Origin of the sequence: Streptomyces poonensis, assembly GCF_014650915.1 — a bacterium.
Lineage (GTDB): Bacteria > Actinomycetota > Actinomycetes > Streptomycetales > Streptomycetaceae > Streptomyces > Streptomyces poonensis.
The window spans coordinates 519263-540093 of the sequence record NZ_BMVW01000001.1; the positions used below are offsets into that span (position 1 = coordinate 519263).

The window sequence follows — 20831 nt, forward strand, 5'->3', positions numbered from 1 at the left end:
TCCCTCATAGGGATCCGGGCCTTCGACTTCAGTAGCGGGGACAGGATTTGAACCTGCGACCTCTGGGTTATGAGCCCAGCGAGCTACCGAGCTGCTCCACCCCGCGCCGTTGTTCTTCAACCCTATCACGGCGCGGGATGGGGCCCTTCCACGGAGCTCTCATGCACGGCCCGCATCAGCCACTGGCCACTGGCCGCCCGTCATCAGCCACTGGCCGTGCCTTTGTCGGACGCCTGGTTCTTGTCGGACGCCTGGCTGTCGTCGGACGCCTGGCCGCCGTTGCCGGTCCCGCCGGCCTTGGCCTCCGCCTCCTCGGCCCGCCGCAGCGCGTCCTCAAGGTCGCTCTGGGCCCGGCCGTAGGCCTCCCAGTCCCCGTCCTTGAGGGCCTTCTGGCCGTCCTCGAACGCCTTCTGGGCGTCCTCCAGTGCCTCCTGGACCGTCGGATCGCTGGTCGTCGGCGGCTCCGAGGGGTCGTCGCCCTCGTCTCCGCCCTCGTCCGGCGGCTCGGTGCCCGAACCCTCGGCGCCGAAGACCTTGTTGAGGGCCTCGTCGAGGGTGTCCTCGAAGGCGGTCTTGCCTCCGTACGACACCGCGACCTTCTTCAGCAGCGGATACTCGGCATTGCTGCCCTGCACATAGATCGGTTCCACGTACAGGAACCCGCTGTCCATGGGCACCGCGAGCAGATTGCCGTAGATCATGTTCGACTTCGACGTCTCCGCGTTCCGCGTGAACTCCTGGACCGCTGGAATCGAACTCAACTTGCTCTGCCACTGCACCGGTCCGTCGACCTCGGACTCGCCGGTGACCCTGAGCAGCCTCATCGTGCCGTACTGGTCGCTGGTCGCATCGGCGTCCACCGCCATGTACGCGGACAGGTTGGGCCGTCCGCTCGGGGTGAAGGTGGTCGTCAGCGAGAACCTCTGCCGATCGTCACCGGGCATCTCCAGCGACAGGTAGTACGGCGGTACGGCGACGCGGTCCCGGCTCGTCGGGTCGTTCGGCACCTGCCACACGTCACTCGCGTTGTAGAACTGGTCGGCGTTGGTGACGTGGTAGACGCCCAGCTGCTCGCGCTGCACCTTGAACAGGTCCTGCGGGTAGCGCAGGTGCTCCTTCAGCTCGGCCGGGATGTCGGACTTCGCCTTCACCGTGCCCGGGAACGCCTTCTTCCACGTCTTGAGGACCGGGTCCTTCTCGTCCCACGTGTACAGGGTGACCGTGCCGTCGTACGCGTCGACGGTCGCCTTCACCGAGTTGCGGATGTAGTTGACCTGGTTCTGCTGGGCGACGACCGCGCGCTGGCTGTCGTCGTCCGTGAGCGCGTCCGTGGTGGTGGTGCCGAGCGTCGTGCGCGATGCGTACGGATAACCGTTGGTGGTGGTGTACGCGTCCACGATCCACACGACCCGCTTGCCGATGACGGCCGGATAGGCGTCCCCGTCGATGGTCAGCCAGGGCGCGACCGCCTCGACGCGATCCTTGGGCGTACGGTTGTAAAGGATCTTGGAGCCGTCACCGATGGCACCGGAGTACAGCATCTGCGGCTCGCTGAAGACGGTCGCGTACGCGGCTCGGTTCAGCGGGTTCGACAGGTCGATGCCCCCCTTGCCCTCGTACGTGTACGTCTTCTGGCCGCCGCCCTCCTCGTAGTCGAGCTCCTTCTGGGGCCCGCCCACGATCGAGTACTGGGTGGTCTTCTCGCCGAAGTAGATGCGCTGCTGGTAGCCCTCGTTCAGGGTGCCGGTCGTGGGCAGGCCCTGCTCAGTGAAGGCCGGGGAACCGTCGGAACCCTCCTGGATCTCGGTGCCCTTCGCCGCGATGGCGCCGTACCCGTGCGTGTAGATGAAGTGCTGGTTGATCCAGTTCTTCTTGTCGACGCGGTCGAGGTTCAGCTCACGCAGACCGATGATCGTGTCCTGGCCGTTGTACCGGTCGATGTCCAGCGTGGTCGGGAACTGGTAGTACTTCCGCTCCTGCTCGAGCTGCTGGAACGTCGGCGAGACCACGTTCGGGTCGTTCAGCCGGTAGCTCGCGATGGATTCGGCCTGGTCACGCTGCTGCTCGGCGCTGCCGTTCTCGCCCGTGCCCGCGATGTTGTCGACCTTCACGCCGTCGATGCCGTACGCCTTGCGCGTGGCCTCGATGTTCTTCTCGATGTACGGCGTCTCCTTGGCCTGCTCGTTCGGCTTGACCTGGAACTGCTGCACGATCGCCGGGTACAGCCCGCCGATCAGCACCGCCGAGAGCACCAGCAGGCCGAACCCGATCAGCGGCAGCTGCCAGGTGCGCCGCCACAGGGTGGCGAAGAAGAGCAGGGCGCAGATGACGGCGATGCAGAACAGGATGGTCTTCGCCGGCAGATAGGCGTTCGCGTCGACGTACCTCAGGCCCGTCCAGTTGCCCGTCGCCTTGAAGTCGCTGGACTTCACCGCGAGGCCGTACCGGTCGAGCCAGTACGCGACCGCCTTCAGGGTGACAAAGAGACCGAGCAGCACCGACAGGTGGCCGGTGGCCGCGGCCGTGGCGCGCGCCCCCGGGGAGGTGATCCGCAGGCCGCCGTACAGGTAGTGCGTGAGCGCGGCGGCGATCAGCGAGATGATCGCGGCGGCGAAGCCGAAGCCGAGCAGGAAGCGGTACCAGGGCAGGTCGAACGCGTAGAAGGAGACGTCCAATTTGAACTGGGGGTCCTTCTGGCCGAACGGCACGCCGTTCACCCACATCAGCCACGTGCGCCACTGGCTGGAGGCGGAGGCCCCCGCGATCAGGCCCACCAGGGCCATGAGGCCGAGGAGCAGCCACTTCTTGTAGGGCGCGATGCCCATGCGGTACCGGTCGAGGCTCTGCTGCTCCATCGACATGGCGCTCAGCGGCGGGCGCAGCCGGTGCGCCAGCCAGATGTTGAGGCCGACCGCCGCCGCCATGAGCAGACCGAAGACGAAGAAGAGACCGATCTTGGTCCACAGGGTGGTCGTGAAGACCGAGGAGTAGTCGACCGACCGGTACCAGAGCCAGTCCGTCCAGAACCCGGCGAACATGACGAACGCCATGCCCAGGACGGCAAGGACGCCCAGTGTCATGAGCAGGGTCCTGACCCGCCGGGACGGTCGGCCCACTCTGATCCGCGGCCCCGTCGGGCCTCCGCCGCGGTCCGGCATCTGGAAAGCCAAGGTGCGCACCTCGAAGTTCGCTGTTGATACGTCAGGCCCTCGTGATCGCGGACCATCTTCACGCCCCTGTGATCTTCGTGACCGCAGGAGCCTCACCTATGCAACTTACCGACGCTTTACTCGGTTCCCGGTTCTGGGGACGAACGAGGCAGGATTGTGACCATGTCCAACACTCCCATGGCAGCGAGCCCGCTCACCCGGGCCGTGCTCGAGATCGACGAGTACGCATCCGGCCTCGGCTGGGACCAGCCCGCTCGCCTCTTCGCCCTTGTCGACACCGCGCGTCTGCGGGCCCAGGAACCCGCTCTGGCGGACCAGCTCGGTCTGGGGGGCGAGTCGGAGACCTCCGGTCTCACCCCGGTCGAGCAGGACGAGATTTCCGCCGACCGGCCGCTGGACGAGTTCCTCGGCACCATCGCGTGGCCCGACGCGGTGGCCGGCTGCGCTCTCACGGTGGAGCGGCTGATGCTGCCGCCGTCCGCCGAGGCCTCCGTACCGGAGGGGCTGGACGAGGCCGGTCTGGCGAAGTGGGTCGCCAGGCATCCGGACCGCCAGGAGGTCCGGATGACGGTCGCCGTCCTGCGGGACGGGGCGCGTGAGTCGGCGCTGCGGCTGCGTGAGAAGGATGCGCCGACAGAGGTGCTGACCGGCCCGGACCTGGTGCCGGGGCTGGCGGAGGCGCTGGTGGCGACTTTCGAGGACTGACCGCCTGACCGCTTGACGGCCTGACCGCTTGACGGCCTGACCGCTTGACGGCCTGACCGCTTGACGGCCTGACCGCTTGACGGCCTGACCGCTTGACGGCCTGACCGCTTGACGGCCTGACCGCTTGACGGCCTGACGGCCTGACGGCCGAGCCTGCGGGGCGCTCCTCAGTCGAGGGGCGCCCCGGCCCCGGGCCGGGCGCCGGTCAGCTTCCGGTGGTGCACTTGGGCAGGTCGGAGGTCTTCCCGGAGCGGATGTCCTCGAGGGCGTCGAGGGCGTCGTCGATGGTGCCGACCTTGACGAGGGTGAGCCCCTCGGGGGTGTCCCTGGCGGCGGACGCGCAGTTGTCCTCGGGGGTCAGGAAGTAGCGGGCGCCCTTGTCGCGCGCGCCGACGGTCTTCATCTCGATGCCGCCGATGGGTCCGACCGTGCCGTCGTCGTCGATGGTTCCGGTGCCCGCGACGAACGTGCCGCCGGTGAGACTGCCCGGGGTCAGCTTGTCGACGATGCCGAGGGCGAACATCAGGCCCGCGCTGGGCCCGCCGACATCGGCGAGCTTGATGTCGATGGTGAACGGGAAGGTGTGGTCGGTCCCGGCCGCGATGCCGACGACGGCCCGGTCCTCGCCCTGGTCGTCGGAGTTCGTCGTGGTGATCGTGACGTCCTCCGTCTTGGTGGCCGTCCGGTTCTCCTTCTCGGCGGCGGCCTGCTCCTTCGCGGGCACGATCGTGAAGCGGACCGTCTCCCCCGGCTTGTGCTCGGTGACCAGCTCGGCGACGTCGCCGGGCTCCTTCACCGCCGTACCGTCGACGGACTTGATGACGTCGCCCGCGTGCAGCCTGCCCTCGGCCGGGGAGTCCTTGAGCACCGACTGGACGATGACCCAGGACTTCACCGGGATGTCCAGCTCCTTCAGGGCCGCGACCTTGGCGCTCTCCTGGGACTGGCTGAACTCCTCGGCGTTCTCCTGGGTCGACTCCTCCTCGGTCTTGCCGTTCGGATAGAGCGTGTCGTGGGGCACGACCTTGTTGTCATGAGCCAGCCACCCGTACACGGCCTCGACGAGGTTCATCCTGTAATCGGCGCTGGTGACCCGGACCGTGGTCATGTTGAGGTGCCCGGTCGTCGGGTAGGTCTTGTGCCCGGAGATCTGCAGCACCGGCTCGCCGTCGTGCTCGCCCAGGGTGTTCACCGTCGGCCCCGGCGACATCTCCGAGTACGGCACGGGGATGAACACTCCCGCGCACAGCAGCGCGATCAGCATCAGGGTGGAGGCGAGCATCGTCGCGGTGCGGCGTGGCATGGAACGACAGTACGGGACGGGTCTGTCAGTGCACTGTCGGGGCCGTCCGTCCGGGGCGGCCCCCGTCAGCGGCCCGGGGCGCCGGGTGCGCGGGCCCGCCCGGCGCCGGGCGGATGCGCGGGCTCAACCGCCGGAGCGGGACTTCTCCATGGCCTCGCGGAAGCGCATGTATCCCTCGAGCTCACTGCCGTCCTCGATGGTCTTGCGGTTCCGGCTGGCCCAGCTTCCCCACAGTCCGGCACCGATAGCAGCCAGAAGCGGAATCAACAACCAGGTGAGCGCTGCCATGCCGACCTCCCAACCCCATGAGCGACCGAAACCCACTGATCAGCAGATTAAACCTCCGCTCCGTCAACGCTGGCGCCCGGGGTGGGGTTACGCAACCGGAGCGTAGCTTCGCAGTCGGGGCCGATGGCATGCGGTCCGGACGCGGCAGGCCGAAGCCGTACCCGAAGCCGTACCCGGTGCCGTCGCCGGTGCCGTCCGGGTGCCGGATCTAGCAGGCGCCGACCCACTCCTCGGTGCCGTCGGAGAACTTCTGGTGCTTCCAGATGGGCACTTCGTGCTTCAGGTCGTCGATGAGCCTGCGACAGGCCTCGAAGGCCTCACCGCGGTGCGGACAGGAGACCGCCACGACGACGGCGAGGTCCCCGACCCTCAGGTCCCCCACCCGGTGCACCGCGGCCAGCGCCCGCACCGGGAAATCGGCGACGACCTTCTCGGCGATCCGCCGCATCTCCGCTTCGGCGCTGGGGTGGCAGGAGTACCCGAGGGCGTCGACGTCGGCACCCCCGTCGTGGTTGCGCACGGTTCCGACGAACAGTGCCGTACCGCCGGCCGCGTCGTCGCCCACGGCCCGGAACACCTCGTCGACGGAGAGCGGGGTCTCCCTGACGCCGATCAGCTTGATCGGCTGCTGCGCGGCCTGCTCTCCGGGGTGATCGTTGCTAGGTGCCATGTCCCCATCGTGCCCCACGGCACGGACAGGCCGGAACAGACGTTTCACCCGGCACGCGCGCGGGACGTCTTGGAGCCTCCTACAGGAACCCGGATGCCGGGTCAGGAACCCCGGATGCCCGGACAGGGACTCTGGGGCCTGGACAGGCACCTTGGGGCTCAGACACGCCGGCGGGCCTTCCGCGCGCGGCGCACCAGCGCGGCCGTACCGAGCAGCGCGACCGTCGCTCCCGCGGCGCCCGCCGCCGTGGCGTCCTTGCGTCCCAGCCGCCGACCGGCCACGGTGTGCCGCCCGGAGACCTCGTCCAGGAGCTGTGCGAGGACCTCCTCGTTGGTCCACTGCGGCCGCCAGCCGGCGTCGTGGAGCCGGCTGCCGCTGACCACCCAGGGGTACATCGTGTACGCCAGGTCCCCGGCCGGGGACGGGGTGAGCCCGATACGGTGCAGCCGCGCGGCCGCGCCCAGCGCCACCGCGGACGGCAGTTCCATCCGGCGGATCCCGCTGAGCTCCTCGACCTCCTCCTGCTCCAGCCATCCGTCGCACCCGACGGCCAGCTCCCCGTCCACCTTCTCCAGGACGGCGTACTCCAGGGCGCTGCACAGGTCCTCGACGTGACAGAACTGCCAGGCGGGCCGCGAACCGGCCACCACCAGGAGCCGGGGCGACTCGAAATACCTGGTCAGGGCGGTGTCGGTGCCTCCGACGAGCACGGCGGGACGGACGACGGTGACATTCAGGCCCGGGTGGGCGCGCGGTGCGCGGCGGGCGAGGCGCTCGATCTCCAGCAGGTCGCCGACGCCGGTGGCCTCGGCGGTCGCCCGCAGCTCGGCGTCCTCCGACAGCGGCAGCTCGTTGTCCGGCAGCGCCCCGTACACCATCGCGGAGGTGCACAGCACGACCCGGTGGACCCCGGCCGCGGCGGCCGCCGTGAGGACGGTCTGCGTTCCCCGCACGTTGTAGGCGGTCCGGGCGGCCGAGTCGGTCTCCAGATCCAGGTCGACGGCGAGGTGGACCACGACGTCCGCGCCGCGCAGCTTGTCCGCGATCGCCGGGTCCCTCACGTCCAGGATGTGCCACTGCGCGGCCGCGCACTCGCCGCGCCGCTCGTCGATGGCTACGACCTGCTTGATCTCCTGGGACGCGGCGAGCCGCTCGGTGAGCAGCGCGCCCACCCCGGTCGCGGCGCCGGTGACCGCGACGACGGGTCCGCGCGGTGACGGACTGGTTGTGAGGTTTCGCGCTGCGCGAACCTGCGGATCTGGGGAACTCACCGGGCGTCTCCAGCGGTTGTCTTCAGTACGCACGCGCGTAACGCGTACGTACCAGGTGGCATCCATCCTGCCGCAGGCCCGCAGTCGGCGAAGCACCGAGGCCCGAACCGGCCGCGGTGTCTACCCTGGGTGGTGTTGTCGGGCAGCCGTGCCGCCGGAAAGAACCGGTGGCCTAACCAGCCGAGGAATCCCGTGAGTGACACCCCATTCGGATTCGGCCTTCCGCCGGAGGAGCCGGAGAACGGCGACGAGGGCAAGAAGAAGGACCAGCAGAGCGGTGGTGGGCAGGGACCGGCCAACCCGTTCGGCTTCGGGCTGCCCGGCGCCGGAGGCTCCGGCGCCGACAATCCGTTCGCCGCGATGTTCGGTTCCATGAACCCCACCGACCTGGGCGCCGCCTTCCAGCAGCTGGGCCAGATGCTCTCGTACGAGGGCGGCCCGGTGAACTGGGACATGGCCAAGCAGATCGCCCGCCAGACGGTTGCCCAGGGCACCCCTGACGGCACCAAGGACTCCAGCATCGGCCCGGCCGAGCGCTCCGCCGTCCAGGAGGCCGTGCGTCTGGCCGACCTGTGGCTGGACGACGCGACGTCGCTGCCGTCGGGGGCCGGCTCCGCCGTGGCGTGGAGCCGCGCGGAATGGGTCGAGGCGACCCTGCCGGTGTGGCAGGAGCTCGTCGACCCGGTCGCCGAGCGCGTCGGTGCGGCCATGGGCGATGTGCTGCCCGAGGAGATGCAGGCCATGGCGGGCCCGCTGATCGGCATGATGCGCTCGATGGGCGGCGCCATGTTCGGTACGCAGATCGGGCAGGCCGTGGGCGTGCTCGCGGGCGAGGTCGTGGGCTCCACGGACATCGGCCTTCCGCTCGGCCCGGCCGGCAAGGCGGCGCTGCTGCCGGTGAACGTGGAGACGTTCGGCAAGGATCTGGGCGTGCCCATGGACGAGGTGCGCCTCTACCTGGCGCTGCGCGAGGCCGCCCACCAGCGTCTGTTCTCGCACGTGCCGTGGCTGCGCTCGCACCTGTTCGGCGCGGTCGAGGGTTACGCGCGCGGGATCAAGGTCGACACGGCGAAGCTGGAGGACGTGGTCGGCCAGTTCGATCCGCAGAACCCCGAGGAGCTGCAGCAGGCGCTCCAGCAGGGCATGTTCCAGCCGGAGGACACTCCGGAGCAGAAGGCGGCGCTGGCCCGTCTGGAGACGGCTCTGGCGCTCGTGGAGGGCTGGGTGGACGCGGTCGTGCACGCGGCCGCGAAGCCGCGCCTGGGTGCCGCGGACGCGCTGCGTGAGACGCTGCGCCGCCGCCGTGCCTCCGGCGGTCCGGCCGAGCAGACGTTCGCCACTCTGATCGGTCTGGAGCTGCGTCCCCGCCGGCTGCGGGACGCCTCGCGCCTGTGGGCCTCGCTCACGGACGCGCGCGGGGTCGACGGCAGGGACGCCCTGTGGGCCCACCCGGACATGCTGCCCACCGCCTCCGACCTGAACGACCCGGACGGCTTCGTGCACCGCGAGCAGCTGGACTTCTCCGAGCTGGACAAGATGCTCGGTGAGGCGGCGGGCGGCGGCCTCACGGGGAAGCCGGACCTGACGAAGGACGAGGACGGCGAGGACCGCAAGGGCGACCAGGGCGACGGCAAGAGCGACGGCGCCGAGTGAGCCTCCACGACGACGCGGTCCTCGTCCTGAAGGGATACGAGGCGCACGGGGAGCAGGAGGAACTGCGCCAGGCGTATCTGGATCATCTCCAGGCGCATCCGGACGGCATGTGGAAGTCGTGCCACGCCGGACACCTCACGGCCAGCGCGCTGGTGATCGATCCGGCGCACGGCCGGGTGCTGCTCACGCTCCACCGGAAGCTGCGCATGTGGCTGCAGATGGGCGGCCACTGCGAGCCGGGGGACGGGACCGTGGCGGAGGCGGCGCTGCGGGAGGCCACGGAGGAGTCGGGCATCGCGGGGCTGACGCTGCTCCCGGGCGGTCCGGTGCGTCTGGACCGGCATCCGATCCCGCCGCCCTGCCACTGGCACTACGACGTGCAGTACGCGGTCGTGGCCCCGCCGGGCGCGGTCCAGGAGATCAGCGACGAGTCGCTCGACCTGCGCTGGTTCGCGTACGACGAGGTGGCGGGCGTGGCCGACGAGTCGGTCGTACGGCTGCTGGGGGCCACGCGCGCGAGGCTCTGATCCTCCTGCGGATACGTGGGTAAGGGGCGGCCGCCATGGCGGCCGCCCCTTACGTTTGCTTCTCCGGGTCAGCTCCAGACGTTGCCCTGGTTCTGCCCGCGCGCTCCCTGCTGGCCCACGCCGTACTGAGCGGCGAGGCCCGACCCGATCCGGGCGTTCTGCGGCGGGAGCAGCTCGCTGGGCTGGACGAGGACGTAGCCCTGGCCCATGAAGCTGAGCTCCCAGCCCTCGCCGGTGCTGCCGCGGCGGCGCCACACCCCGGAGGAGTGCGTCTGGGCCTGCATCTGAACGCGCAGCCCGGTGGACCAGGCCACGATCGCGTCGGCGTCGCAGTTGACGTACGTGTCCGGTGTGACGTGCATCATCAGCGGCATTCCTGAGGTCATGAGGGCGACCTTGCCCTGGCCGGTGATGTTCAGCTGGTACTTCCCGGACCCGGAGATGCCGTACAGGCTGTCCACGGCGATGACCTCGTGGTGCAGCGAGGAGTCCATGGCCAGTACATAGGCGCTGTCCACGGCGAGCCCGTCGTGGTCCACGTCCACCAGGTGCACATGCTGCGCCAGATTGGCGAAGTAGACGGTGCCCTGCCCATGGCAGCGCATCAGTTCCAGACCCTCGCCCGTACGGGCGTGCGAGCGCCGTCTGCCGCCGCTCTGGAGCTCCGCGTCGAACTCGACGAGGCCCTGATAGGCGACCATCGTGCCCTTGCGCGCGAGGACGTCGTCGTGGCCGCCCAGGGCGACGCGCAGCATCTGCTCGTTCTGCAGGCTCCAGCGTTCCGCGGTCTGCTGCTCGTTGTAGGTGAAGATCGGGCTCTGCATGGTGTGTCGCTCCCCCTCAGCCCCGGACTCGGAGGCGGTCGGTGCTGTCCTCGCTGGGCTGGACGACGACGATGCCCTGCCCGGAGAACGCCATCTGGTAGGCCTCGCCGCTGCCGCGTCCGATCAGGGACTGCGCCTTGAAGCTGCGCTTGCCCTTCACCTTCAGGTTCGGGGACCAGGCGACGAGGGCGTCCGGGTCGACGTACGTCTCGTCCTCACCGCCTCCGCAGTCGACGACGATCGGCTTGCCCCGGGAGGTCAGCGCCACCCAGCCCCGGCCGGAGATCCTCGTGTTCCACATGCCCTGTCCGGCGAACTTGGCGAGGCCCTTGACCCGCTCGACGCCCCAGGTCAGATGTGCGTCGAAGGCGAGCAGGTTGGTGGCGTTGACGGAGATCGCGTCCTCATCGAGGTTGATCACGACGACGTCCGCCCCGTAGTCGGCGAGATAGAGCAGACCGTCGCCGGAGCACTTCATCAGGGGCGCGCCCTCACCGGTGGCCCAGTCCCGTGCGATCTGGCGTACGGCGGGCGGGTTGGGCTCGTACTGGATGAATCCCTCGTAGGAGACCATCGAGCCCACGCGCGCGAAGAGGTCGTTCCCGGTCTGCAGGGCGACCTTGAGCATGTGGTCGCCGTGGTTCTCCATGCGGGCGGCGACCGGAGCGGGGGCGAAGCCCGCGAGCGGCTGGTTCATGACGGGCTCCCTCTAGACCTCGTACGGCTGGACGACGATGAAGTTGCCTGGCGCTCCCCGGAACTGGAGGTTCACGCTCTCGCCGGTGTCCCCGGGGTAGGCGTTGCGGCGCATCCGCACCTGACTGGAGACGATCACCTGGGAGGCCGCGGACCAGGCGACCACTGCGTTGCAGTCGGCGAACGTGGTGGGCGTGACGGGCAGCACGACGGGCGTGCCGTGCGTCTTCACGACGATCGTGCCGGTCCCCTGGAACTGCATCGTGAACAGCGCGCCGCCGGGGATGCCGTGTCCCTCGATCCGGCGCACCTCGTACTGCAGGGTCTCGTCGAAGGCGAGGACATTCTCCGCGGACACGCAGATCGCGTCGCCCTGGAGCTCGATGGGGTGCAGCATCGCGGAGTTCTCTGCGAGGAAGACCTGGCCCCGGCCGGTACAGCGCATCAGCTGCATCTCCTGGCCGGTGGCGTTGCCCACGATGCGGCCGGCGAAGCCCGCCCCCTTGTAGCCGAAGTCGACCTTGCCCTGGTAGAGCACCATGCTGCCCTGGCGGGCCAGCACGGCCTGGTCGCCTCCGGCGCCGAGGTCGACCCGGACCAGCTTCTGGTTCTGCTGGGTCCACCGCTGCCCGGTGGGGGTCTCCTTGAACTTCTGCAGCGCGGCGGTCACCCCCGCGCCGCCCTGGGGAGCGCCCTGCGGCACACCGTACGCGGAGGGGGCGCCGGGCGGACCGGGCGGCTGACCGGGGACCTGGCCGTAAGGCGGCTGGGGCGGCTGGCCGTGGCCGGGAGGCGCGGCCGGGGGCTGCTGGGCGTGGCTTGGAGGTGGTACGGGTGCCTGGGGGGCGTGCGGGATTTGCGGCTGGGCATAGCCGGGCGGCAGGGGCGCGCTCGGAGCAGGGGGTTGCTGGGCAGGGAACTGCCGGCCGTCGTGGCCGGGCGGCGGGGTCGGCTGCCCGTACGGTACGGGGGCGGGCGGCGGCGGAACGGTGCCGCCCGGAGGGGTGGGCATCGGCGCGGCGACGGTGGGCTGCCCGTGCGCCGGTGCCGAGGGTGCCGTGGCCGGGGGCGGAGTCGCTGCCGGCGGCGGTGCGGGGTCCTGCGCGGGCGGGACGGGGGCCTGTGCGGCCGGGGGCGCGAACGGAGGCGGGGCGGCGGCAGAGGCGGGCGGGGCGAAGCCCGGTACGGCGTCGGCCTGCGGCTGCGGCTCTGCGGGCTCCTCCTCGGCGACCTCACCGCCGAAGTTCCTCAGCAGCGCCTCGAGGCCCCCGTCGAAGCCCTGACCGACAGCGGCGAACCGCCATACGTCCTTCAGGTAGAAGTCGCCCAGCATGACGGCGCGCTCGGTGGAGAACTCCGCCCCCTCGAAGGAGTAGCGGGCCACCTCCTCACCGCCCGCGACGATACGGATGTAGCCGGACGCGATCTGCGACATCTGCCCGGCCCCGTCGATCGCGGCCGTGAACGACAGCTTCTGGATCTGCGGCGGGATCCTGTCGAGCGTGACGCGGAAGGACTCCGTGTCACCGGCCTGCGGACCCAGGAGCTGAATGGCCTCCTCGGGCGTCTTCGGCTGGTTGAAGAAGACGAAGTAACGGTCGTCCGAGAGCTGCTCGTCGGCGTCCAGACCGAAGCAGCTGATGTCGAAGGTCAGTCCTGGAGCGGAGAGCTGCACGCCCACGTACAGATCCCTCCCCGCGGTGAGGTCACTGATTCTGGCCTTGTGGCCGCGCTGGAAGTCCCTGGCCATACGTAACGACCGTCCCCCATCCCGAGTTGTCCGTGCGTCGCGCCAGGCTAACGGCAAAATCCGGCAGGGGACGAAATCGGTACGGACCCGCTACAGAACGCCTGTGACCGGCCCGCTCGGGCGAGGGCACGCGCGCGCGTGGTGGCCGGTTTCCGTCGACCGGCCACCTGGCCTCACCCCTCGCGCGCGGCGGGCAGATGCGGCAGCCGGTCCGCCGCGACCACCCCTTCGAGATAACCGCGGGCCCGTTCGGTCCGCGGGTATGCCTCCAGCAGCCGCCAGAAACGAGGGCCGTGGCCGGGTACGAGCAGATGGGCGAGCTCATGGAGGAGGACGTAGTCGATGACGTACTCGGGCATGCCCTGCAACCGGTGCGACAGACGAATGCTGCCCTCGGCCGGCGTGCACGAGCCCCAGCGGGTGTTCTGGTTGGTGACCCAGCGCACCGACGTGGGCCGGGCCCTGCCGCCGAAGTACTGCAGCGACAGCCGCTCGGCACGCTCGGCCAGCTCGGCGTCCCCGAGCAGCCGCTTGCTCTCCTGTGCCGCGAGCTTGTCGAGCATGACGCTCACCCAGCGCTGCTCCTCCGCCTCGGACATACGGGCGGGAATGAGCACGACAGTGCGATCGCCCTCGCGGTACGCGGAGACCGTTCTACGCCGACGGGCACTCCTGCGGACCTCGATCGCGCTCGCCCCCGAGCCGCCCGGTGGCAGGCTCGTCGTGCTGCGCTCTGGCTTTCCGGCACGGTGCAGTGGGTCGGCGGGCACGCCCCGACGTTACCCGTTGCCCGTGGGGGAAGTCCTGCCTCCGGTACGGTTCGGTACCGATCCGCACTCCGCGCGTTCGATTTATACGACTAATGCGGCCGCCTGTGGACAACCTTCGACGCCCTCCGGCGAAAGCCGGGCATGCTGGCACCCGTCGGCGGAGCACCGGACACGATCTCCCGTCGGCACACGGGGACGGACTACGGCTACGGGGGCCGATCATGCATCCGATGGTGAAGCCCGCGCTGCGGCGCGGCTGGCGGGACCTCAACACGGTGCAGTTCGGGATGGCACCCGCGCACGCGCTGGTGCTGGGCCCGATGGACATCGCGACGGGCGGCCTTCTCGCCCTGCTGGACGGAACACGCGGACTGCCTCTGCTGCGCGACGAGGGAGACCGCATGGGCTTGCCCGAAGGGCATGTCGACACGCTCGTGGAGCGCCTCGCCGAGTCGGGCCTCCTCGACGACGCGACGGGCGGGGGTCCCGCCGCGGCCGCCCTGCGCGAGAAGGAGGCGGTCATGGAGCGCCTGCGGCCGGACCTCGCCGCGCTCTCCCTCGTCGCACGCGGGCCGGGAGCGGACATGGAGCGCCTGACCGCCCGCCGCACCCTGCGGGTGCAGGTGCGCGGTGCGGGCCGGGTGGGCGCGACGCTCGCCGCGCTGCTCGCGGGCGCGGGCGTCGGGCAGATCGACGTACGCGACGGTGGCCGCGTCGAGCCGAAGGACGTGACACCGGGCGGCCTGCCGGCCGAGTCGGTCGGCGAGCGCAGGGACCTCGCTGCCCGCCGTGCGGTACGGCGGGCAGCACCGGATCGTCCCCCGCGCGCGTCCGCCTCACCCGCCCAGGAGGAGGAGCCCGGCTTCTCCCTGGTGATCCTCGCCCCGCGCAACGGGGTGGACGTCCACGCCCCCGACCCCGCCGACGCCGAACATCTCATCACCTCCGGAACACCCCACCTCTATGCCGGCGTCGTCGAGGGCACCGGCATCGTCGGCCCGCTCGTCCTGCCCGGTGAGACGGGCTGCGCGGGCTGTCTCGACCAGGAGCGCTGTGACCGGGACGAGTACTGGCCGCGGCTGGTCGCCCAGTGGCGGTCGGGCCGGCGCCACCGGGTGGAAGCCTGCGACCTGGCCCTGGCGTCGACGGTGGCCGGCCTGGCCGCGGCGCACGCACTCGCCTTCCTCGACGGGCAGCTGCCGTCGAGCGCGGGCGCCCGCTGGGAGGTGTCGGCGCCTGGCTTCGTCTGGCACGCACGGCCGCTGGGGCCGCACCCCGCATGTCCGTGTGCCGCCACGGGGGAAGATAACGAAGAGCGCACCACCCCGGAAGGCGGAGAACCGGACGGGACAATGACAGAGCAACATCCGGCATCGAGTTCGTCCCGCACGGCACACGCGGCACGGCGGTCTGGGACCTGGAGGGCGCATGTCTGATCTTCCCCGGAAGGCGGTCACCCGTACCGCCAAGCTCGCCGCGCTCCCGATCGGTTTCGCCGGGCGCGCCACCTGGGGACTCGGCAAACGCATCGGCGGCAAGTCCGCGGAGATCGTGGGCCGGGAACTCCAACAGCGCACGGCCGAACAGCTGTTCCGGGTCCTCGGGGAGTTGAAAGGCGGGGCGATGAAATTCGGTCAGGCGCTGTCCGTCTTCGAGTCGGCGCTGCCCGAGGAGATCGCCGGACCGTACCGCGCGGCGCTGACGAAGCTGCAGGAGGCGGCACCTCCCATGCCGACGCGCACGGTGCACTCCGTGCTGACCGAGCGCCTCAGGGAGGACTGGCAGGAACTGTTCTCCGAGTTCGACGACCGGCCCTCGGCAGCCGCCTCCATCGGCCAAGTGCACCGCGCGACATGGCACGACGGCCGTCAGGTCGCGGTCAAAGTGCAGTACCCGGGCGCCGGTGAGGCCCTCCTGTCCGACCTGAACCAACTCAGCCGCTTCGCCCGGCTCCTGGGCCCCCTGGTCCCCGGCATGGACATCAAGCCGCTGATCGCCGAACTGCGCGACCGCGTCTCCGAAGAGCTCGACTACGGCCTGGAGGCGCAGGCACAGCAGACACACGCCGAGGAGTTCGCGGACGACCCCGACGTCCTGATACCGGCCGTTGTCCACCAGTGCGAGCAGGTGCTGGTGACCGAGTGGATCGACGGCATACCCCTGTCGGAGGTGATCGCCCACGGCACCCAGGAACAGCGCGACCGTGCGGGCCAACTACTCGCCCGTTTCCTCTTCTCCGGGCCCGCCCGCACCGGCCTCCTGCACGCCGATCCGCACCCGGGCAACTTCCGGCTGCTGCCGGACGGCGACAACGGCTGGCGACTGGGCGTCCTCGACTTCGGCACGGTGGACCGGCTCCCGGACGGACTGCCCACACCGATCGGCGACTCCCTGCGCATGACGCTCGAAGGCCGGGCCGAGGCGGTCTACGAGCTGCTGTGCGCCGAGGGCTTCGTCAAGGAGTCCATAGACCTGGACCCCGACGCGGTCCTCGACTACCTCCTGCCCATCATCGAACCGGCCCAGGTCGACGCGTTCACCTTCACCCGGAGCTGGATGCGCTCCCAGGCGGCCCGCGTGGCCGACCCGCGCTCCCCGGCCCACCAGTTGGGCAAGCAGCTCAACCTTCCCCCGTCGTACCTGCTGATCCACCGGGTGACGCTGAGCACCATCGGCGTGCTGTGCCAACTCGGCGCGACGGTCCGCCTGCGCGACGAACTGGAGGAGTGGCTGCCGGGTTTTGCAGGGGAGGAGGAGGTGGCGGAAGAGGAGTCGGCCGAGGAGAAGCCGACGGTGGAGGAGACAGCGGTGGAGGCCTGATGGGGGGCGCTGTGCTGCTCTGAGACGTGCGCAGAAGCTGGGGCGGAGCGGGGCGGGCGGGTGGGGAGGGTGGGAGCGGGGGGCGGGGGGGGGCGGGACCCCGAAGAATGGCATCGGCCCGTCACCACGCCGACCACCCAGCACCCCCACCACACAACGGGGGCCGGCCCCGACGGACCGACCCCCATGGATGCTCTGCACGATCACCTGCCTGACGGCGCCGGCCGCTGTGACCGCCTACCTGGCGGCCTCGGTCACTGCATCACGGCCATGGCGAGCGCGCGGCGCGCCCGCATCGAGGCGCGCTCGGCCCGGCGCTGCATCCGCCGGGCCATCACCAGGCGCAGAGCCTGGCGTTCCTGCTCGGCCTCTCGCAGGCGCTCGTCCATATGCGCGCGTGCCAGGGCTTCTGGGATGAGTTGCATCTCTCGGGTCCTGTTCTGGCGCGAGTCGTGCGCGCCGGTGGTGGTGACGTCTGGTGTCGCGGAGCCTGCGGGCTCGCTGGTGGACGGCTTCATCGGGGCCTGCTTCATGGGGTCGTGCGTGAGGGGACGGTCGATCGTGCCTGGGGTGTTCATGCCGTGACCGGGTTCTTGCGCGGGCGGCCACGCGGCCGCTTGCGGGCCACGACGACACCCTGGACGAACAGCTCGCCACCCCAGACGCCCCAGGGCTCACGCCGTTCCTTGGCCCCGGCGAGGCAGGCCTCGATCAGCGGGCAGGTGCGGCAGAGGGACTTGGCGTACTCGACGTCCGCCGGCGACTCGGCGAAGAAGACCTCCGGGTCGTAGGAGCGGCAGGGAACGGGTACGCCAAGGTTCTCGATGGCGTCGTCGAGCGCGGTGAGCGCGGTGAGCGGGATCAAGGAGTCCTCCGTGGAGCCGGGCGGGGGGATCGTGTCGGAAGGCGGTACGGACGGTGCGTGCGCTTCGAGTTGCACGGTTCGTCTTCCTCGTCTGGTCGTTCCGGCCGGTTGGCCGGGTGGCGGCTGGTACCGGGTTCTTGCTTGCCCGAGGCCCTTCGCTCTGCCGTCCCCGGTCGGGGACAAACAGAAGGGCCGCGGATCCCGGATGGGGTTCCGCGGCCCTGAAGGCGCCGACCTGATCGGATCAGGCTGGATCACTCCAGGGTTCAGGCCCACGGAAGGCCCACATCGTGTGGTGCTGCGTCTGCTTCAGGGATCCGGCACCGGCGGCCGCCGCAAAGGCATAGGCCTGCGCCTGTGCCACTACTGCTGCTTCCAGTGCCTTGGTCGGTCGCTCATTGCGCTCATCGCGGACAGGAAGGCCCGCGAGAGGCAGAGAGGACTCCAGCCGGACGGCACGGATGCCGGACAGACCGGTGCCCTGGTTCGAGGCGCCGAGCATGCACAGGGAGACGGCCGAGCGATCGGTCATTTTGACGGTGCTGATGGAGCTGATGTTGATGCTGATCACTGGACTCGCCTCCTCTCGGCGTCTAGGGGGATCGGGGTGAGCCGATCCGACGGGTATGAAGTACACCACGGAATCAGGGCCTCCGAGAAGGCCTCCGTTCCCGTGCCTAAGAACCTATGGGGATTGCTGGGGCATGCGCAAACTATTTTTTCGACGAGTTCTCACCACTCGTTCCGGCCACCCTAGTCAAAGTCCTGACCTGCGCAGATGGCGAGAACATCGGCACCGTAGCGCTGGAGCTTGCGGGAGATGACACCGGGGATCCGTGCGAGTTCGGCCGGAGTGGCCGGTCCCGCTTCCGCGATCGCCATCAGGGTCCGGTCGGTGAAGACGCAGAAGTCGGGCTGACCGCTGCTCCGGGCCTGTACCGCCCGCCACTCGCGCAGCCGCTCGTAGAGACCCTCGTCCATGTCGGAGGGGCAGTCCTCGCAGCGCATCAGTTTCATCTCGCCGGCGTCCCTCAAGGTGCGGCCGCAGACCCGGCAGCGGGCCGGGGTCCGATGGGTGCGCCGCGGCGTCGGGGCGGGGGTCCCGCCGCGAAGGCCCCGCTCGATGCCTCCGGCCGCGCCCGTACCGCTTCGCGCGGTGGTGGCGGACGATCCGGGGCGCAGGCCGTCGAGGAAGCGGCTGGGGCGGCGGTTCGAACGGCCTCCGGGCGAGCGGGACAGGGCCCAGGAGACATGGAGGCGCTCCCGCGCCCGGGTCACGCCGACGTACAGCAGGCGGCGCTCCTCCTCTATCTGCTCCTCCGTCTTCGCGTACGTGATCGGCATCATGCCCTCGGCGACACCGACCAGGAAGACGACGTCCCACTCGAGGCCCTTGGCGGAGTGCAGGGAGGCGAGCGTGACGCCCTGGACGGTCGGGGCGTGCTGTGCGTTCGCCCGCTCGTCCAGCTCCGCGACGAGGTCGCCGAGGGTGGCGTCGGGCTTGGCGGCGGCGAAGTCCTGCGCGAGGTTCACGAGCGCGGCCAGCGACTCCCAGCGCTCCCGGACGGCGCCGGAGCCCGCCGGGGGCTCACTCGTCCACCCCTCACCCGACAGCACGGCCCGCACCTGAGAGGGCAGGTCGACGGTCTCGTCCAGGAGCGCGTCGTTGGCGCCGAAACGGGCCGCTCCGCGCAGGGCGACGCCCGCCTTGCGCACTTCGGGACGGTCGAAGAAGCGCTCGGCACCGCGCAGCTGGTAGGGCACGCCCGCGTCGGCGAGGGCCTGCTCGTAGGTCTCCGACTGGGAGTTCGTACGGAAGAGAACGGCGATCTCGCTCGCGGGGACGCCCGAGTCGATGAGTTCGCGGATCCGGCGGGCCGCGCCCTCGGCCTCGGCGGGCTCGTCCCCGTACTCGGTGTAGACGGGTTCGGGACCGGAGGGGCGCTGGGAGACCAGTTCCAGGCGGTGCTCGGCGGCGCGGCCACGGGCCTGGGCGAGCAGGCCGTTGGCGAGGTGGACGACCTCGGGCGTGGAACGGTAGTCGCGGACGAGCTTGACGACCGTGGCGCCGGGGTGGCGGACACGGAAGTCGAGCAGGTGGTCCGGAGTTGCACCGGTGAACGAGTAGATGGTCTGGCTGGCGTCACCGACGACGCACAGGTCGTCCCGGTCGCCGAGCCACAGTTCCAGCAGGCGCTGCTGGAGCGGGCTGACGTCCTGGTACTCGTCCACGACGAAGTGCCGGTACTGCGAGCGGACCTGCTCCGCCACGTCGTGCCGGTCCTGGAGGACACCCACGGTGAGCAGCAGGACGTCCTCGAAGTCGATGACGGCACGGTCGCGCTTGAGGTCCTCGTACGCGGCGTAGAGCTGGGCGGTCTCGGCCGGGTCGCGGGGGGTGTCGCGGCCGGACTTGGCGGCCGCGGCCGCGTAGTCGCCGGGGACGGTCTGGGTGACCTTCGCCCACTCGATCTCGGCGGTGACGTCCCGCAGCTCGTTGCGATCGAGACGGATACGGCAGGCCGCCGCGGCGTCCGCGACGATCTGTATCTTGCGGTCCACGATCCGCGGCATGGAACCGCCGACGGCTCTGGGCCAGAAGTACTGGAGCTGGCGGAGCGCGGCCGAGTGGAACGTGCGGGCCTGGACGCCGGAGGCACCGAGCTGCCGCAGCCGTCCGCGCATCTCCCCGGCGGCGCGGTTGGTGAAGGTGACGGCCAGCACACTGGAGGGCTGCAGTATCCCGGCGCGCACTCCGTAGGCGATGCGGTGGGTGATCGCCCGGGTCTTGCCTGTGCCGGCCCCGGCCAGCACGCACACCGGCCCGTGCAGGGCGGTCGCCACTTCGCGCTGCTCGGGGTCGAGCCCCTCGAGCACCGCGTCGGGCGTGTCCGGAACCTGCGGGAACAGGGTGGAGTGCGTTGCTGCTGTCACCCCGCCATGCTGCCAGGTCGTCGGGGAGGAATGCGCACGTTGTCCACAGGCAGAGGCTCGCAGTCGTATTAATGCGGCAGACGTCCTCCCGGTACGGCAGGTGCCTGTCATGCGCGGAGGGGCATGGGGGCGCGGCTGCGAGCCGGGCCTTTCTTCCGCGTGTGCAGTGCCCGCGTGCACGGGAATGGCGGCCCGCCCGCGTACGTTCACCTCACAGGCACTACGCCATCCGAGCCGAAGGAGCACCGAGGACATGCCGGGCACTGTGACGATGTACAGCACCACGTGGTGCGGCTACTGCCGTCGGCTGAAGAGCCAGCTCGACCGCGAGGGCATCGCGTACACCGAGATCAACATCGAGCAGGACCCGGAGTCCGCGGCGTTCGTGGAGAAGGCGAACGGCGGAAACCAGACGGTCCCGACGGTTCGGGTGGTTCCCGCCGACGGCGGCGGCGAGGTCGTCATGACGAACCCGAGCCTTGCTCAGGTGAAGCAGGCTCTCGCGGTCTGACCCTCTTCAGCGGCGCGCCCCCTCCGGTCGAGGTCACCGGAGGGGGCCGCTCTGTATGTGGGGTCCCCTATGAT

Annotated in this window: 19 protein-coding genes and 1 tRNA gene; 6 read left to right on the top strand and 14 right to left on the bottom strand. The window is 70.3% G+C overall.

Annotated features, from left to right (window positions below):
- Window positions 1–32 precede the first annotated feature (32 nt).
- Both IE242_RS02285 and IE242_RS02290 read right to left on the bottom strand, forming a co-directional pair.
- Window positions 33–106: transfer RNA gene (locus IE242_RS02285), tRNA-Met, on the bottom strand.
- Window positions 107–203: 97 nt separating this feature from the next.
- The gene (locus IE242_RS02290) at window positions 204–3158 is read right to left on the bottom strand and encodes a UPF0182 family membrane protein (RefSeq protein ID WP_189856318.1); all 2955 of its coding nucleotides are present in this window, start codon (window positions 3156–3158) and stop codon (window positions 204–206) included.
- Window positions 3159–3332: 174 nt separating this feature from the next.
- On the opposite strand from IE242_RS02290, the gene IE242_RS02295 reads away from it, so the two are divergent.
- Window positions 3333–3875 carry a PPA1309 family protein gene (locus IE242_RS02295; protein WP_189854736.1) on the top strand — a complete coding sequence of 181 codons (543 nt, stop codon included), beginning with the start codon at window positions 3333–3335 and terminating at the stop codon, window positions 3873–3875.
- Window positions 3876–4080: 205 nt separating this feature from the next.
- Here the strand turns inward: IE242_RS02295 and IE242_RS02300 are convergent, their stop codons facing one another.
- The 4 genes from IE242_RS02300 to IE242_RS02315 all read right to left on the bottom strand — a co-directional run bounded on the left by IE242_RS02300 (window position 4081) and on the right by IE242_RS02315 (window position 7407).
- Window positions 4081–5178: a YlbL family protein gene (locus IE242_RS02300; RefSeq protein WP_189854738.1), complete on the bottom strand. Its 1098-nt coding sequence runs from the start codon at window positions 5176–5178 to the stop codon at window positions 4081–4083.
- Between the two features lie 123 nt (window positions 5179–5301).
- The gene (locus tag IE242_RS02305) at window positions 5302–5466 is read right to left on the bottom strand and encodes a hypothetical protein (protein WP_189854740.1); all 165 of its coding nucleotides are present in this window, start codon (window positions 5464–5466) and stop codon (window positions 5302–5304) included.
- Between the two features lie 208 nt (window positions 5467–5674).
- The gene (locus IE242_RS02310) at window positions 5675–6136 is read right to left on the bottom strand and encodes a molybdenum cofactor biosynthesis protein MoaE (protein WP_189854741.1); all 462 of its coding nucleotides are present in this window, start codon (window positions 6134–6136) and stop codon (window positions 5675–5677) included.
- Between the two features lie 158 nt (window positions 6137–6294).
- A complete protein-coding gene (locus tag IE242_RS02315) occupies window positions 6295–7407 on the bottom strand; it encodes an SDR family oxidoreductase (RefSeq protein WP_189854743.1) in 1113 nt (370 codons plus the stop codon).
- 192 nt (window positions 7408–7599) lie between these two features.
- Here IE242_RS02315 and IE242_RS02320 point away from each other — a divergent pair, with 192 nt between their 5' ends.
- Together IE242_RS02320 and IE242_RS02325 are read left to right on the top strand one after the other, a co-directional pair.
- Window positions 7600–9060: a zinc-dependent metalloprotease gene (locus IE242_RS02320; protein WP_189854745.1), complete on the top strand. Its 1461-nt coding sequence runs from the start codon at window positions 7600–7602 to the stop codon at window positions 9058–9060.
- Window positions 9057–9587, top strand: a complete 531-nt coding sequence (locus IE242_RS02325) for an NUDIX hydrolase (RefSeq protein WP_189854747.1) — start codon at window positions 9057–9059, stop codon at window positions 9585–9587. The genes IE242_RS02320 and IE242_RS02325 overlap by 4 nt, the downstream gene beginning before the upstream one ends.
- 68 nt (window positions 9588–9655) lie before the next feature.
- On the opposite strand, the gene IE242_RS02330 is transcribed toward IE242_RS02325, so the two are convergent.
- The 4 genes from IE242_RS02330 to IE242_RS02345 form a co-directional block, all read right to left on the bottom strand.
- A complete protein-coding gene (locus IE242_RS02330) occupies window positions 9656–10411 on the bottom strand; it encodes an AIM24 family protein (protein ID WP_189854749.1) in 756 nt (251 codons plus the stop codon).
- Between the two features lie 16 nt (window positions 10412–10427).
- Window positions 10428–11108: an AIM24 family protein gene (locus IE242_RS02335; protein ID WP_189854751.1), complete on the bottom strand. Its 681-nt coding sequence runs from the start codon at window positions 11106–11108 to the stop codon at window positions 10428–10430.
- A 12-nt stretch (window positions 11109–11120) separates the two neighbouring features.
- Window positions 11121–12857 carry a TerD family protein gene (locus tag IE242_RS02340; protein ID WP_189854753.1) on the bottom strand — a complete coding sequence of 579 codons (1737 nt, stop codon included), beginning with the start codon at window positions 12855–12857 and terminating at the stop codon, window positions 11121–11123.
- A gap of 173 nt (window positions 12858–13030) precedes the next feature.
- Window positions 13031–13627 (bottom strand): M48 metallopeptidase family protein, encoded by a 597-nt coding sequence (locus IE242_RS02345; RefSeq protein ID WP_189854755.1) that lies wholly within the window; start codon window positions 13625–13627, stop codon window positions 13031–13033.
- 221 nt (window positions 13628–13848) lie between these two features.
- On the opposite strand from IE242_RS02345, the gene IE242_RS02350 reads away from it, so the two are divergent.
- Window positions 13849–15063 (top strand): TOMM precursor leader peptide-binding protein, encoded by a 1215-nt coding sequence (locus tag IE242_RS02350; protein ID WP_189854758.1) that lies wholly within the window; start codon window positions 13849–13851, stop codon window positions 15061–15063.
- Window positions 15056–16447, top strand: a complete 1392-nt coding sequence (locus tag IE242_RS02355) for an ABC1 kinase family protein (protein ID WP_189854760.1) — start codon at window positions 15056–15058, stop codon at window positions 16445–16447. The genes IE242_RS02350 and IE242_RS02355 overlap by 8 nt, the downstream gene beginning before the upstream one ends.
- A 254-nt stretch (window positions 16448–16701) precedes the next feature.
- Here IE242_RS02355 and IE242_RS02360 read toward each other — a convergent pair whose 3' ends face one another.
- The 4 genes from IE242_RS02360 to IE242_RS02375 form a co-directional block, all read right to left on the bottom strand.
- Window positions 16702–17025: a putative WhiB-interacting protein gene (locus IE242_RS02360; RefSeq protein ID WP_189854762.1), complete on the bottom strand. Its 324-nt coding sequence runs from the start codon at window positions 17023–17025 to the stop codon at window positions 16702–16704.
- Window positions 17022–17387, bottom strand: coding sequence for a WhiB family transcriptional regulator (locus IE242_RS02365; RefSeq protein WP_189854764.1), 366 nt, complete (start codon window positions 17385–17387; stop codon window positions 17022–17024). Before IE242_RS02365 ends, IE242_RS02360 begins: the two co-directional genes overlap by 4 nt.
- A gap of 169 nt (window positions 17388–17556) precedes the next feature.
- Window positions 17557–17883: a hypothetical protein gene (locus tag IE242_RS02370; protein WP_189854766.1), complete on the bottom strand. Its 327-nt coding sequence runs from the start codon at window positions 17881–17883 to the stop codon at window positions 17557–17559.
- Between the two features lie 182 nt (window positions 17884–18065).
- On the bottom strand, window positions 18066–20357 hold the full coding sequence (locus IE242_RS02375) for an ATP-dependent DNA helicase UvrD2 (protein ID WP_189854768.1): 2292 nt from the start codon (window positions 20355–20357) through the stop codon (window positions 18066–18068).
- 142 nt (window positions 20358–20499) lie between these two features.
- Between IE242_RS02375 and IE242_RS02380 the strand changes: the two genes are divergently transcribed.
- Window positions 20500–20757 carry a mycoredoxin gene (locus tag IE242_RS02380; protein ID WP_189854770.1) on the top strand — a complete coding sequence of 86 codons (258 nt, stop codon included), beginning with the start codon at window positions 20500–20502 and terminating at the stop codon, window positions 20755–20757.
- Window positions 20758–20831 lie beyond the last annotated feature (74 nt).

Coding starts and splice junctions, on each gene's coding strand:
- IE242_RS02300 (WP_189854738.1), bottom strand. CDS start 5,178: ATGCCACGCCGCACCGCGACGATGCTCGCCTCCACCCTGATGCTGATC.
- IE242_RS02350 (WP_189854758.1), top strand. CDS start 13,849: ATGCATCCGATGGTGAAGCCCGCGCTGCGGCGCGGCTGGCGGGACCTC.
- IE242_RS02380 (WP_189854770.1), top strand. CDS start 20,500: ATGCCGGGCACTGTGACGATGTACAGCACCACGTGGTGCGGCTACTGC.
- IE242_RS02330 (WP_189854749.1), bottom strand. CDS start 10,411: ATGCAGAGCCCGATCTTCACCTACAACGAGCAGCAGACCGCGGAACGC.
- IE242_RS02340 (WP_189854753.1), bottom strand. CDS start 12,857: ATGGCCAGGGACTTCCAGCGCGGCCACAAGGCCAGAATCAGTGACCTC.
- IE242_RS02360 (WP_189854762.1), bottom strand. CDS start 17,025: ATGAACACCCCAGGCACGATCGACCGTCCCCTCACGCACGACCCCATG.
- IE242_RS02355 (WP_189854760.1), top strand. CDS start 15,056: ATGTCTGATCTTCCCCGGAAGGCGGTCACCCGTACCGCCAAGCTCGCC.
- IE242_RS02335 (WP_189854751.1), bottom strand. CDS start 11,108: ATGAACCAGCCGCTCGCGGGCTTCGCCCCCGCTCCGGTCGCCGCCCGC.
- IE242_RS02295 (WP_189854736.1), top strand. CDS start 3,333: ATGTCCAACACTCCCATGGCAGCGAGCCCGCTCACCCGGGCCGTGCTC.
- IE242_RS02310 (WP_189854741.1), bottom strand. CDS start 6,136: ATGGCACCTAGCAACGATCACCCCGGAGAGCAGGCCGCGCAGCAGCCG.
- IE242_RS02290 (WP_189856318.1), bottom strand. CDS start 3,158: ATGCCGGACCGCGGCGGAGGCCCGACGGGGCCGCGGATCAGAGTGGGC.
- IE242_RS02375 (WP_189854768.1), bottom strand. CDS start 20,357: ATGACAGGCACCTGCCGTACCGGGAGGACGTCTGCCGCATTAATACGA.
- IE242_RS02305 (WP_189854740.1), bottom strand. CDS start 5,466: ATGGCAGCGCTCACCTGGTTGTTGATTCCGCTTCTGGCTGCTATCGGT.